General features: G+C 64.6%; 10 protein-coding genes. All 10 read left to right on the forward strand.

All coding sequences use genetic code 11. The features are described from left to right. On the forward strand, positions 1-3,207 hold a 3,207-nt coding region (locus ACREE8_RS18420; protein ID WP_431574464.1), incomplete at its 5' end, for a tetratricopeptide repeat protein. 94 nt (positions 3,208-3,301) lie between these two features. Further along, positions 3,302-4,078, forward strand: a complete 777-nt coding sequence (locus tag ACREE8_RS18425) for a hypothetical protein (protein WP_431574465.1) — start codon at positions 3,302-3,304, stop codon at positions 4,076-4,078. A 347-nt stretch (positions 4,079-4,425) separates the two neighbouring features. Further along, on the forward strand, positions 4,426-5,301 hold the full coding sequence (locus tag ACREE8_RS18430; RefSeq protein ID WP_431574466.1) for a hypothetical protein: 876 nt from the start codon (positions 4,426-4,428) through the stop codon (positions 5,299-5,301). Between the two features lie 233 nt (positions 5,302-5,534). Beyond that, entirely contained in the window at positions 5,535-6,356 is an 822-nt protein-coding gene (locus ACREE8_RS18435; RefSeq protein ID WP_431574467.1) for a GntR family transcriptional regulator, read from the forward strand. Positions 6,357-6,376: 20 nt separating this feature from the next. Beyond that, positions 6,377-7,444: an ABC transporter substrate-binding protein gene (locus ACREE8_RS18440; protein ID WP_431574468.1), complete on the forward strand. Its 1,068-nt coding sequence runs from the start codon at positions 6,377-6,379 to the stop codon at positions 7,442-7,444. A gap of 54 nt (positions 7,445-7,498) precedes the next feature. Next, entirely contained in the window at positions 7,499-8,239 is a 741-nt protein-coding gene (locus ACREE8_RS18445; protein ID WP_431574469.1) for an SDR family NAD(P)-dependent oxidoreductase, read from the forward strand. Then, positions 8,236-9,375, forward strand: coding sequence for an ABC transporter ATP-binding protein (locus ACREE8_RS18450; RefSeq protein WP_431574470.1), 1,140 nt, complete (start codon positions 8,236-8,238; stop codon positions 9,373-9,375). The genes ACREE8_RS18445 and ACREE8_RS18450 overlap by 4 nt, the downstream gene beginning before the upstream one ends. Positions 9,376-9,449: 74 nt before the next feature. Beyond that, on the forward strand, positions 9,450-11,090 hold the full coding sequence (locus tag ACREE8_RS18455) for an ABC transporter permease subunit (RefSeq protein WP_431574471.1): 1,641 nt from the start codon (positions 9,450-9,452) through the stop codon (positions 11,088-11,090). A gap of 54 nt (positions 11,091-11,144) precedes the next feature. Continuing rightward, positions 11,145-12,125 carry a succinylglutamate desuccinylase/aspartoacylase family protein gene (locus ACREE8_RS18460; protein WP_431574472.1) on the forward strand — a complete coding sequence of 327 codons (981 nt, stop codon included), beginning with the start codon at positions 11,145-11,147 and terminating at the stop codon, positions 12,123-12,125. 22 nt (positions 12,126-12,147) lie between these two features. Continuing rightward, positions 12,148-13,081: M24 family metallopeptidase (locus tag ACREE8_RS18465; RefSeq protein WP_431574473.1), on the forward strand; the 934-nt coding region annotated here is incomplete at its 3' end.

Here is a 13,081-nt window from a genome sequence, read left to right on the forward strand (position 1 = left end):
CCGCAAGCCGGCGCGCTCATCGAAGACGAGGCGGCAACCAAGCGCCGTTACGAGCAGTTGCGGGATGCGGGCCGGTTCGATGAAGCGGCGACGCTGCTCGAGGCCCTGCTGGCCCGACATCCCGAAAATCCGGGCATTCTCACCGAGCTCTCGGTGATCGAGCGCAAGCGCAAGCGCCCGGAAGCGGCCGTGATCATGGCACGCCGGGCCTTGGCCAGGGACGGCAAGTTCCTGTCGGCGTTTCTGGCGTTGGGCGCGGCGCTGTCGGATTTCAATCGTCATGACGAAGCGGCCGACGCCTATGAGAAGGCCTTGGCGATCGAGCCCCGCCATGAAGTCACGCTGGTGAATCTGTCGGCCTTGCGACTGCGTCAGGGACGATCGATCGAGGCCGAGGAGCTGGGACGTCAGGCCGTCGCCGTGGCCCCTCAACGCGCTCATTCGCACTGGCATCTGGCGCTGGCCTTGCTCACGAACGGGAAGTATCGCGAAGGCTGGGCCGAATTCGAATGGCGCTGGGCCACGGGGATTCTGGACGGCGAGAAGCGCGACTGGCCCTGGCCGGTCTGGCAGGGCAATGACCTCGAGGGCCGCCTCCTGGTCTGGACCGAGCAGGGCATCGGCGACGAGATCATGTTCGCGAGCTTGCTGCCGGAGATGATCGGAAAAATGAAGCTGGCGGTCGAGTGCGAGCCCCGGTTGGTGCCTCTCCTGGCGCGCTCGCTGCCGGGCGTCGAAATCCTCGCGCGCCGGCCGGGACCGGTCTCCGTCTCGGAATGGCCGAGCGACATCGTCGCGCAATCCTCCGCCGGCGACCTGATGCGCTATCTGCGGCCCGATCCGGCGAGTTTCGCCGGCCGCGGCGGCCCCTATCTGAAGGTCGACCCGGCTCGTCGCGAAGCGGCCCGGCAGCGCTACGGCCTCGATCGTCTTCGCGCCGGCATCGCCTGGTACACCGGATCCACCAATGCAGGAACGAGCCGGACCGTGCCGCTGGCGTTGTTGAAGCCGCTATTGCGCAGCGCGGGCGTGAGGTTCGTCGATCTCCAATATGGGGACCACAAGGCCGAGATCGCGGCGCTCGCGGCCGAGGGTATCGAGCTGTTCCAGGATCCCACCTTCGATCAGATGACCGACCTCGAAGGGTTCGCGGCCCAGGTGGCGGCGCTCGATCTCGTCATCACCATCGACAACAGCACGGCGCATATGGCCGGCGCGCTGGGCGTGCCTTGCTGGGTGTTGCTGCCGGACCCGCCGGAATGGCGCTGGCTGCTCGAACGCAGCGACTGTCTCTGGTGGCCCAGCCTGAAGCTTTTCCGTCAGACGCGTTCGGGCGACTGGTCGGGGCCGCTCGCCCAGGTCCGGGAAGCCTTCGCGGCCTGGGTGAGCGAGCGCAGCCGAAAGGAGACTCGCTTCGACGAGGCGTTGCAGGCGTTCGAGGCCGGCCGCTTCGATGAGGCACGGCAACGTCTCGAAGCTCTGCTTCGCGCGCTTCCCGAGCACGCGATGGGCTGGCAATTGCTGGGCGTGATCCTCAGCCGCGCAGGACCGCCGGCGGCGGCATTGGAGGCGCTTCGTCGGGCCGTGGCGCTGGCGCCGGAAGACCGGCAGGCGGCGGAGAATCTCGGCAAGTTCCTGCTCTCGCAGAAGGCCTGGGAAGAAGCGGCGGAGCAATTGGCCCGTGCACAGGCCATCGCCGGTCCGCGTGCCGATCTGGCGGAGATGCAGGCGGCCGCACTGCTCGCCTTGCGGCGCTTCGGCGAGGCGGCCGACGCCCTCGCGGTGGCACGCCGATTGAAGCCCACCGATGCGGCGCTGGCCCGGCGTCACGTCGCCGCGCTGCGCGATGCCCGCCGTTTCGAGGACGCGGCGGCGATCGCCCGCGCCTGGATCGGGCAGGTGCCGGACGATCTGGAGATTCTGGCGCTGTGGGTCGAGATCGAGCGGAGCCTCGGGCGACCCGATGCCGCCCTCGATCTGGCCCAGCGGATGATCGCGCTGGCGCCCGACCATGCCGCCGCGCACGCGGCCCTGGCGGTGGCACTGTCCGATCTCGACCGATGGGAAGATGCTGCTGCTGCCTGCCTCCGGGCCCAGACGCTGGAACCGGCGAACGCCGGCGTGGCCTCGATTCTCTGCGGTATCGAGACGCATCTGGGTCATTCCGAAGCGGCGGAGCGCGCAGGCCGCGTGGCGGTCGCCCATGCGCCCGGGAATGCCGTCGCGCATTGGAACTTCGCTCACGCCCTCCTGACCAATGGCAAGTTCCGCGAGGGCTGGGCGGAATATGAATGGCGCTGGCGCGCCGGCATGCTCGACAAGGAAAAGCGCGCATGGCCCTGGCCCGAATGGCGGGGCGAGGCGCTGCAGCGCAAGCGGCTGCTGGTGCATACCGAGCAGGGTTTCGGAGACGCGCTGCAATTCGTGCGTCTCCTGCCGCTGCTGAAAGCCCGGGGCGCGACCGTCCTGCTGGAAGCGCAGCGGGAATTGATCGCGTTGTTGGCCGGGGTTGCCGGGGTCGATCGTCTGATCGCGCGGGGCGACGCCTTTCCAGCGGTCGACTTCCAGATCCCGCTGATGAGCCTGCCGAATCGCCTCGATCTCACGCTCGAGATCATTCCCGCCGCCATCCCCTATCTGGCGGCGGATCCGGCGCGGACCGCGCTCTGGGCGAAACGGCTGGCCGATCGCCCGGCCCCTCGCATCGGCATCTGCTGGCAGGGCGGGCGCGGCCATGACGTCGACCATTGGCGCTCGGCATCGCTGGCTCTCTTCGCGCCGCTGATCGACGCGGCGCCGACGGCCTCTTTCGTCTCGCTGCAGAAACAGGATGATCGTGCCGAGATCGCCGCCGCCGGATTGGAGGGCCGAGTGCGTTCGGTCGCGGCGGAGCTCGGCGATTTTGCCGACACGGCGGGACTTCTCGCCAATCTCGATCTTATCGTCACGGTGGACACGGCCGTCGACCATCTCGCCGGCGCCATGGGCAAGCCGGTCTGGCTGCTCCTGGCCGAGGCGCCCGACTTCCGCTGGATGCGGAATCGGACGGACAGCCCCTGGTATCCGCTCCATCGCCTGTTCCGGCAGCGCCACCGCGGCGACTGGAGCGCACCGCTCGCCGAGATCGCCTCGGCACTGCCGCGATTCCTGGCGGAAATCCGCGGCTCTCGAAACGGCGACCCGGCGGCCACAAAGCTGAAAGATTAGCCTCAATTCTTTCTTAACCGGGACTGGCGTGAAGTCTCTCTCAGGAGGGCTCTGCGGCCGTCGCGGGGACCCGCTTGGGAGAAGGTCTGGGAGAATGAGCGACATCGAGCAATTGCGCCGGCGCGTCGAAGCGGCCGAGCGCCATTTCGGGACCATCGGCGAGCAGCAGGGAAAATACCGCGCTCGCCTGATTCAGCTGATGGATCAGATCGAGCAGCGCGCCGCGGAGCGCGAAAGCGAGCTGAATCGCTGCCTCAGTGAGCTGCAGGAGCTGCGCCGCGATCACGATCAGGTCAAGGCGATGCTGCAGGCCTTGCTGACCGTGATCGAGACCGGTCGCGGCGACGCCCTCATGGCGGCGTTCCGTGAGATGGATCGCAAGGCGAGCGCGCTGGTCGGCGAGGGGCCGGCGGGCGAGACACCGTTCGCGGCGAAATCGTCGGCCGACGAAGATGCCGGCTTTGACATACCTCATCGGGTCGCGGCGGTTGTCGAGGATTTCGGCAATGGCTTCGAGGATGTGACGCCCGAGACACTGGCCTCCGAAGAAAGTGAGCTTCATGGCCAGACCGGGATCGAGCCCGCGTCGGATCGATTCGATGATGTGAGCGCCGAAACCCTCGCTGCCGAAGACATCGAGGATGAAGCGACTGCAACCGGCGATGAGATCTTCCCGGAGGCTGAAGGACAGTCCGAGCTCAGCCCCGAGATCAGCTTCACGCCGCCCACCGCGGCGCAATCCCCGGTGGCTGGGATCATCCAGCGTATCGGCCGGCTCACCCGCGAGCTGGCAGAGCAGCCGACCCCGCCCAGGGCACCGGCGGCGCCGGTCAGACCGGCTGCAGCGCCTCTCAAACGGGCCGCTTCCTGATATTTCGGGGAGAATCCCGCAGCCTTTTCGGGGCTGGCCGCCTTCGGCCGGCCCCGGCTGCGCGCTGCGGCGGCCTGTCGCAATAACAGGGCCCGGCCGCCGGGAACAAATCGGGGTTAGGACGACTTACCTTCGATTAGGCTCCGCTGCTCGCAACCGGTCGTTTCTTGCCTTGCCGGAAGTTGCCGGGGGGCAGGGTTGCGTCGATCGGGGTTGACAGCCTCGACCATGCCGTTGCTAGAACACCAGATGCATATCCGAGGCCCGGCGGGGGCGACGCCATTCTCGACATGGCGATCGGCAGGGCCAGCAGCAGACGATGGCGTGACTTGGCGTAAGGGCGTGGCATGACGGATGACAGCACGTCGCCTGCGGCAGCCGGTCGATTGACCGCGGGTCGCGACGCGGGCGGCCGGATCATATTGGGGACGGAAGCGCATAAGCAGCTGTTCTGCCGGATGCTGCTCGACTCCCACGACCCCTATAAGCCCGCCGTCATCGACTGGCCCAAGCTCGACGAAGATGCCTTCGCCCGCCTGACCGGCCTGCCGATCTGGGACATGGCGGTGCGCTTCGAGGGCCAGGCCTCCATGGCGGTCTTGACCTATGCCGCCACCATCCAGGATCCGCTGCTGCGCGAAGCCGTCACGATGGATGGCAACGAAGAGGCGCGCCACAAGCTGGTCCTCAGCAAGATGGTCGAGTTCTACGGCATCAAGCTCGAAGCCGAGCCCGATTATCCGCCGCCAGCGGATTCCGAGCGCGCCTTCATGCAGACCGGCTATGGCGAATGTCTCGACAGCTTCTTCGCCTTCGGCCTGTTCGAGCTGGCCCGCCGTTCCGGTTTCTTCCCGCTCGAGCTGGTGGAAACCTTCGAGCCGGTGATCCAGGAGGAATGCCGCCATATCCTGTTCTTCGTGAACTGGCGCGCCTGGCACCGCCGCCAGCTGCCGTTCAATCGCCGGATCCTGTTCGATCTGCGCTGCATGCGCATCTTCGCCGGCCGCATCAGGGCGCGGCTGGCGACCGCGAAAGATGTGGGCGGCAAAGAGAACTTCACCGCCACCAGCGGTAAGGCGATCGAGACCGACATCAAGGCCCGGGACCTGATGAGCATGTGCCTGTCCGAGAACGACCGGCGCATGGCGCGCTATGACAGCCGCCTGATCCGCCCGAAACTGGTGCCGACGCTGGTCCGGATTGCCCTGAAATTCATGCGCTGAGGCGCGTTCGCGCCGGCACTGACGGTCATCCACCTCATATCCTGAATTGCCCTCCCTGTCCTTCGATGGGGCGGACGCCTCTCTCTTTTCATTGAAATCGCTCGGGCCGCCGCGATCGCGCGAGCCCGAGGAGCGGGAACGTCTGGGTTTTTTTACAGGTATAGTCCTATAAGTATTGACAACCAAGTATATACTTTTATAGCGTCCGTTTCCGAGCCCCTTCGAGGTCGCATGTGAAAAAAGACTCGCAAGCCCGCTATCTCGCGATCGCCGAATCGCTGAAGCATCAGATCGGGAAAATGGCGCCGGATACGTTGCTGCCTACCGAAAACGAGCTCGCGGCGCAATTCGCCGTGAGCCGGGTGACGGTAAGACAGGCGCTCGGACTGCTCGAGCAAGCAGGCACGATTACGCGAACGCGGGGTCGTGGAACGATCGTCAATCCGCCAAAGGCCATTCGGAACAATATTCCGATGTGCACCTTGGAAGACGATTTCCGGCAGCAGGGGATTGCCTACGAGACGCAGATTCTCGGATTCGACGCGGCATATCGACCGGCACCGGAAGTGCGCGAGCGTCTCCGGCTCTCACCGAAGGAACGTGTCGGCGTTCTTCGCCTCACCCGGATCGTCAATCGGCGGATCATCTGTTTCGAGGAGCGTTATTGCCGTGCCGACGTCGCGGCGCGTTTCGATCTCGACACACTTCGCAGCCATGGAATCGTCGAGATCATCTCGAAGCTCTCCGGCATGCCGATCGAGACCGTCGAGTTCGAAACGGAGATCCTGCCATCGAGCGGCGATATCGCATCGGCCTTGGGCCTGACGCGCGGGACACCGGTCCTTCAGAACAGCTTCGTCTACTTTCTCTCCAACGGAGAACCGGTGGAGACAGGCTCGATCGCCTATCGCGTTGATCGCTGCAAATTCCGGGCGGTCGGCCGATTTCCAACATCCGGCGCTTCGACGGCGCCGGTCTCGGCCAATGTCGGGAGTTCAGCCGCGCCCCGAAAGTCGTCGGGAAAGACCCGCGATGGTAACGCAAAACGTCAATAACTGTAAGCAGGGAGGAGACTGTGAGAAAGTCGCTATCGATATGCACGCTTGCGCTCGCTTTGGCGATCGCGGCCGGCGCCCAACCCAGTAAAGCCGCCGATACGGTGACCTTCGTTTCCTATGGCGGGTCGTTCCAGGAGGCGCAGGAAAAAGCTTTCGTAAAGCCCTTTACCGAAGCGAACCACGTCCAACTGGTGACCGATTCGGGCCCGACGGTCGCGAAGATCAAGGCGATGGTCGAAGCCAAGAACGTGCAATGGGACGTCGTCGAGGTCACCGAGGCGGACTATTTGAATCTCGTCCGTCTGGGCCTCCTGGAGAAGATCGATTATTCTCAGTTCGACGCGCAAACGATCAAGGCCATCGAACCGCAATTCCGGCCGGAATATGGCGTCGCCGCCGTGATGTACTCATACGGCATCGGCTACCGGACGGACCTCGGGCGGGACGATCATCCCAAGACTTATGCCGAGCTGTGGGATACGAAAAAGTTTCCAGGACCGCGCGCTCTGCCCACCGGCACCTTCGCGAATCCGCCATGGGAAGCGGCCTTGCTGGCCGACGGCGTTGCGTCGGATAAGCTCTACCCGATCGATTTCGCCCGTGCCACCAAGAGCCTCGATAAGATCAAGCCGAATGTGACCGTGTGGTTCGACAACACGGCGCCCGGCGTCCAGGCCCTGGTCAGCGGTGACGTCGATTACGGCCTGATGCCCAACGGCCGCGTGCTCCAGTCGAAGTCCCAAGGCGCTCCGGTCGATTTCGAATATGGCCAGGCGCTTCTCTATGTCGACTATTTCGTGGTTCCCAAAGGCGCACCGAACAAGGACGTCGCTATGAAGCTCCTGGCCTTCGCATCGCAAGCGAAGCCATCGGCCGAGTTCATGAAGCAGATCCAGTACAGCATGCCCAATACGGACGCGCTGCAATATCTCGATCCTGAGTATGCAAAGAGCCTGCCGAGCGCGCCCGAGAATCTTCATCGCCAGATCCCGACCACGGGCGAATTCTATGGCGAGGATTCCGGCAACGGCGATACTTGGCAGAAGGTCTCGATCGATGTGTGGAACAAGTGGTTCGGCCAATGATCGGTATTCGATCGAACGGCTTCGACCAGCCACGGCTCTTGGGCTTGTGACGCCATGACCGGATCGTCCATGGCTTCCCCTGGACGCAATGAAAAGGCGCTGTCCCCTTCCCGGGGACAGCGTCGCATCCTGCTGACGGGCGTCGATGGCAGCATCGGCCTGGCAGTGGAGGAGCGTCTGCGTGCCAATGGGGACAATCTGATATTGCTCGCCCATGCGCCGATCGCGAAGCGGGGCGACCTGCGGGTCGATTTCTCGGACCACCAGGCTCTCGCCGATGCGGTCTCGGGCGTGGAAGCGCCCCTCGATGGCATCGTCATCGCTCACGGTGCCTTACGTCCGGGACCCTTCGGCCGCGTCGGGCCGGCCGAATGGCGTGAGCTTCTCGATACCAATCTCAACAGCGTCTATACGATTCTGCATGCGGCCCGGGACAAGCTCCGAGCCGCTGGCAGCATCGTCATCGTGTCCTCGACGGCGGCGTTGGACCACAGCCCCGTGGGCGGCCCCCATTATACGGCGAGCAAATGGGCGCTGAACGGTCTCGTCCGACACCTCGTCGATGAATTGGGCGCGCAGGGCATCCGCATCAATGCGGTTTGCCCGGGGTTCGTGGATAACCCGATGGGCCGCGCCTTCCTCACGGAAGAAGATATCCGGCAGGCGGTTCAGACGATTCCGTTGCGGCGCGCGGCCCGCCCGGCAGAGGTCGCTGCGGTCATTCATTTTCTGCTGAGCGACGAGGCGAGTTACGTCACCGGTGCGGCCGTGCCCGTTTCTGGTGGATTTCAGTGACCGCTGCCGGTGGCGCAGGATCGACCGTGCCGCCTGCTCGCGAAACGGGAAGCGGCCGCGGCGGGTTGAAGAGGGCGCGCGCCGCCGATCTTTCGATTGACCGGCTTTGCGTTCGTTACAGGGACGTCGCTGCGGTCGAGGATGTCTCCTTGGCGATTCGGCCGGGCGAGTTCCTGGCGCTGTTGGGACCTTCTGGCTCCGGCAAGACGACCGTGTTGATGTCGATTGCCGGATTTACGGCACCGTCGAGCGGCGATATCCGGATGGGTGGGCGATCGCTGATCAAGGTACCGCCGGAGCAGCGCGGCATCGGAGTCGTTTTCCAAGGGTATGCTCTGTTCCCGCATTTGACCGTCGCCGGCAATGTCGCCTTTCCGCTCGAAATGCGCGGCGTCGCCCCAGGCCGGATCGCCGCGGACGTCGCCCGAGCCCTGGAGACGGTCGGTCTGGGCGAGCTGGGTGCGCGCTATCCGAACGAGCTGTCGGGCGGCCAGCAGCAGCGCGTGGCCCTGGCGCGCGCTCTGGTGTTCGAGCCTTCCGTGCTGTTGCTCGACGAGCCCCTGGGGGCCTTGGACAAGGACCGTCGGCACGCCATGCAACATGAGTTCCGCGCGCTGCATCGCGAAGTCGGAACGACGATCGTCTATGTGACGCATGACCAACAGGAAGCCCTCGCCATGGCGGACCGGATCGCGGTCATGGAGCAGGGGCGGATCGTCCAGTTGGGAACGCCACATGAGATTTTCGGCGCGCCGAAGAACCGCTTCGTGGCGGGGTTCATTGGCGACTGTAATTTTTTGCCGGTGAGCCATGTCGAGCGTCGCGGGTCGGCGTGCCGGGTTTCGATCCAGGGCTATGGTGGCGACATTCCGGCCTCGAGCATTGAGGCTGTCGGAGAACCACGGGTCGTCGCCGTCCGTCCTCATCATGCCGCCCTCGCGCCGCTGCAGGCCGAAGGCGTGGATGGTCATCTCAAGGACATTCTCTTCATGGGCGAGGTCACGGAGTATGTCGTCGTCCTGAAATCCGGCGATATGTTCCGTGTCAGGCAGATCACGGACGACGTCGGGCGGACGCGCGTCGCGGGCGAAGCTGTTCGAGTGAGCTGGCAGTGGTCGAAAACACGGCTGTTCTGACGCCAGGGGGATCGCGGGGCTTCAGGGGCAGGCTGATTCTCGGTCTGCCCGTTGCCTTTGTCCTGATCTGCTTCGTGCTGCCGATACTCGGCCTCGTCTGGTTTGCCGGCGGCTGGGACAGTTATCTGAAGGTCACGAGCCAAACCCTGTACTGGGATGTGCTTGCGAATACCTTCGAGCTCGCAGCCCTCGTGACGCTCTTCACCTTGCTGGTCGGATATCCGGTGGCCTATCGGGCACGGATCGCCGGCCGCCGCTTGCGCATCTTCATCATGGTTTGCGCGACGATTCCGATGTGGACCAGTCTCCTGGCGCGCAGCTATGCCTGGATCTCCGTTCTCGACCGACAAGGGCTGGTCAACAGCATCCTGGTGGCACTCCACCTCGTCGACCGGCCCGTCCGGCTTCTTCATACGACGGGCGCCACGCTCGTCAGCAGCATGTACATCATGCTGCCGCTGATGATTCTCACTCTCTACGCCCAGATGTCGGAGATCGACCTTGCCAATCTTCGCGCGGCGCGAACCCTGGGCGCGCGGCCGACACAGGCGTTCGTTCGCATTTTCCTGCCGCTCTCGATTCCTGGTGTCGTGGCGGGCTCGCTCCTGACCTTCATTGTCTCGCTCGGCCTGTTCGTGACGCCGGCGCTCCTGGGAGCTCCGCAGGACCGGACCTTCTCCATGCTGATCGAGCAGCAGGTGAACATATTCGGCGATTTCTCTCTTGCCGCGGCTCTGTCTATCTTCCTGCTGGCAGCCTCCCTCCTGGTCCTGTGGCTGTTCTTCCGGGTAACGGCGGCGGGGCGTTCGCCCGAGCCACAGGGCGGCTCCCGGCATCAGGAAGCCAAATTCCTGGGGCCCCTCGCGACGAAGATTCTCCGGCGGCTTTCCCCGATTCTTCCGATCCTCGATTCCCGGATCAGCTGGAACGTCTTTCTTGCGGCGGTGCTGATCTTTCTTTTCCTGCCGCTGATCACCCTCATCCCCATGTCGCTCGGCTCGGGGACTTATCTGCAGTTCCCGCCGAAAGGGATCTCGCTGCGCTGGTATCACGCCCTGATCGAGGATCCCAAATGGGTATCGGCCGGCGGTCACTCCCTTCTTGTGGCAAGCCTTGCGGCCGCCATCGCCCTGCTGGTTGGATTGATGGCCGCCCTTGGTTTGCGCGAAGCGGGGGCCCGGCGGGCGCGCCTGGCCATGATCCTGTTCCTCGCACCCAGCCTCATCCCCCCGATGGTCTATGCCTTGAGCGCCTATGCGAGCGCGTCGGCCCTGGGCATGGATGACACGATCTTCGGCTTGGCGCTTGCCCATGCGGTCCTGGCTCTTCCCTTTGTGGTTGTCATCTGCAATACGGGGCTGCGCGAAATCGGCATCGGCGTCGAACGCGCGGCACGGTCCTTGGGCGCGGATTGGTGGGCTCGGCTTCGGCGGGTCACTTTGCCGCTCCTCAGCCGCAGCCTCGTGGTCAGCGGGCTCGTCGCCTTTCAGACCTCGTTCGATGAGATCGTGGTGGCTCTCTTCCTCTCGGGCGTTCACACGCGCACTTTACCCAAGGCGTTTTGGCAAGCGGCGATTCTCGAGGTCACGCCCGTCGTTCCCGCCGCGGCGGTGGTGGTCATGCTGATCGGCCTGCTGCTCGCCGGGCTGGGACTTCTGATCATCTTCCTGACTCAGCCAGCCCGCGAGGCCAGGCGCGCGACCAGAAGCTTCTGAGGCCCTCGCAAGACGCCCGTCATTACGCGATGGCGGTCATGATCATCCGCGTGCATGTCGATTGAAGGAGATTTCGTGAGAATAGGTACAGCAGAAGCTGCATCCTCGACGATCAGCAAGGGGACCATCACCCTCGGAGAATATCCGGATGGGTCGGCGATCACCTCTCCGGTCATCGTTGCGCAAGGAGCGGCAAAGGGGCCTGTCCTTTGGGTTCAGGGTTGCGTTCATGGCCCGGAGATTGCCGGCCCTCTCGGCATCCAGGCTTTCCTGGCGAAACTGCGCCTCGACACCCTGCGCGGTACCGTGGTGTGCCTGCTCACCGCCAATCCCCTGGCGTTCCGCGATAATCGCCGCTTCACGCCCCAGGACGGCGCCAACCTCAATCGGGCCTATCCTGGACATTCCGAGGGCGCCCTCTCCGAGCTCATGGCCCATCGTAGTTTCAGCATCGCGGTGGAGATCGCGGATGCCGCCCTCGATCTTCATTCGGGAGGCGATCACCTGATCTGCGCCCATCACGTTTTCTACCATGATGACGGATCGGTGCTGGGATCCCGATCGGCCGCATTGGCGAAGAGTGTTGGTGCGCCCTTCCTCTGCAACGTGCCCGTGAACAGTTTGATCGGCGCGGCCTTCCTGAGTTTTGCCGCAAGGGGCAAGCCGGCCGTGCTGGTGGAAAGCGGCGGCGGTGCACGGGTGACGCCGGAGGACATCGAGAATCATGCGCGCGCGATCCGAGGCGCTGCTGCGCTCCTCGAAATGCTTCCCGCCGATGACAGGGCGGTGCCGTCGAAGCAAGGCGGCGATCTCCTCATCCTCCGTTCGACGCGCGGAGGTGTATTCCATCCGACCGCAGCGCCCGGTCAGACGCTGGTTCAGGGCGACGAGATCGGCCGTATCGTCAATCTTTTCGGCGAGGTCGTCGAGATCTCTCGCTGCCCCATGACGAGAGCCTGGCTGGCGGCGCTGCGCCGTCCCTATATGCCCGTCTATTCGGGTGACGAGATCGCCGAGCTTTCGGCTCTTGCCTGACGTCCGACACCGGAGAAGCATCATGAGCTTGCAATTCGAACGACAGGAGTATGAACAACGCATCTCGCGCGCGCGCCAGGCGCTCAAGACGCGAGGTCTCGATGCGTTGCTGATATTCGCCCAGGAGAGCCTCTATTATCTCACCGGTTTCGATACCACCGGTTTCGTCTTCTTCCAGTGCGCGGTTCTGACCGCGGATGAGCGGCCCATCGTCCTGTTGACGCGCCGTCCCGATCTGCTACAGGCGCAACGCACCTCCATCATCGACGATGTTCGCCTGTGGTTCGACGCGGTGGATGCCGACCCTTCGCGGGAACTCCAGGCCATCCTCCAGGAGCTGGGGTTGCAGGGCGCGCGCATCGGCATCGAGATGAACAGCTTCGGGCTTCGCGCCTCGAACTATGAATTGGTGCGGCGCAGGCTCGAACCCTGGTGCCGACTCATCGACGGTTCCTCCGCCATCCAGCAGTTGCGAGTCGTCAAGTCGCCCGCCGAGCTCGCTTATGTGCGCCGGGCCGGGCGGTTGGCGGACGATGCGCTGAGCGCCATGATCGACGCATCGGGCCCTGGTGCCTTCGAAGGCAATGTTGCCGCCGCCGGCGCTCATGTGCTGCTGCGGGGCGGCTGCGACCCGTCACCCTCGGGGCCGGTCATCGGGTCGGGCGACCGGGCGCTCCTGGTGCGGGCGACGACCGAGTATCGCAACCTCGATCCCGTCGACCAGATGACGCTGGAGTTCGCCGCCAGCTACCGCCATTACTGCGTCTGCCTCATGCGTACGATCGCCATCGGTTCGCACAACGACAAGCAGCGCAAGATGTTCGAGGTGACGCGGGAGGCCCTGCTCGCCATGACCGAAGCGGCACGTCCCGGCCGGCCGATCGGCGAGATCGATGAGGCCCATCGCGCGGTCTTCGATCGCAACGGCTTCGGTTCGTCGCGCATGTCCGCCTGCG

Source organism: Hypericibacter sp., assembly GCF_050729195.1.
Lineage (GTDB): Bacteria > Pseudomonadota > Alphaproteobacteria > Dongiales > Dongiaceae > Hypericibacter.